The sequence below is a fragment of the Erythrobacter sp. CCH5-A1 genome, assembly GCF_001557115.1.
GTDB lineage: Bacteria > Pseudomonadota > Alphaproteobacteria > Sphingomonadales > Sphingomonadaceae > Erythrobacter.
The window spans coordinates 1-920 of record NZ_LSKQ01000253.1 but is presented as its reverse complement, the minus strand read 5'-3'; the positions used below and the strand labels follow the sequence as shown (position 1 = coordinate 920).

Sequence of the window (920 nt, the reverse complement as noted above, 5' to 3'; positions counted from 1 at the left end):
TGATCGTGAATTGACATATTCTGAGCCTTTCGAAGGCATCATATCACGACGGTGAGGCCCATCCAAGCGTTCTAATTATGTTCCGGTTTCGTTTCCGCACAAGTCTCATTGCGGAATGGAACCATGAAGCGGCGGCAGCTGAAACCCATGCTCCTCGCGCGCATGCTTTACGCCGGGCAGGGCGGTGATCTTGGGAAGAAGCCTGATAGGCCCGCGTCCACCAAGAACGCCGGTCCGTTTCATCACCCGCTCGACATCGATGCCGAGCGCCTCAAGCTTGAGCGCGACGCTGCCGATCGCTTCGCGGTCGTTCACGGTCACGATGAAGCTGGTGAGCTCATCAGGCTTGTTCGCCCGTTGTGTTGCCGATTTCGTCATAGCCTGAGAGATAATGCATCAAGGAGCCTTAACCAAGCCCTTCCCGATGTCGATGGTGCTTTGCCCTTCGAGCGGTTCAGCCGCTGCGACAAGCTGATCCCAGAGCCGCTGTCCCCTGAGCGCCGGGTTGGATTCGGCCCATAGCGCAGCCAGCCCCGCCACGTGCGGACAGGCCATGCTTGTTCCGCTGAGGATTCGGTAGAGCTGGGGGCGCGGAACCGACGAGAAGACACCTGAGCCAGGTGCTGCCACATCAATACGGCCGGTGCCCACGCCACCATTCGAATAGGGCGCGACCCGTCCGTCCGCCTCGATGGCCGCGACCGCCATGATCGATGGCGCATTGGCGGGCGAGCTGACGGGGGCAACATAGCGGTAGCGGCGATCACTGTCGTTGCCGGCCGCGGCGACGATCAGACAGCCCGCGTCAAGAGCCTGCGATGCGATATCCTCGTAGAGCGGATCGAATGGCTCCTGCGGGCCTGTGGCGCGGCCGAGCGACATCGAGATGATGTCGCAGCCGTTGTCGAGCGCCCACTCGA

At 61.6% G+C, this 920-nt stretch carries 2 protein-coding genes; both read right to left on the bottom strand.

Annotation, left to right across the window (positions count from 1 at the left end; all coding sequences use genetic code 11):
- Positions 1-105 precede the first annotated feature (105 nt).
- Positions 106-378 (bottom strand): hypothetical protein, encoded by a 273-nt coding sequence (locus AX708_RS15580; protein WP_066110754.1) that lies wholly within the window; start codon positions 376-378, stop codon positions 106-108.
- 18 nt (positions 379-396) lie between these two features.
- On the bottom strand, positions 397-920 hold a 524-nt coding region (locus AX708_RS15575), incomplete at its 5' end, for a S8 family serine peptidase (RefSeq protein ID WP_156454587.1).

Coding starts and splice junctions, on each gene's coding strand:
- AX708_RS15580 (WP_066110754.1), bottom strand. CDS start 378: ATGACGAAATCGGCAACACAACGGGCGAACAAGCCTGATGAGCTCACC.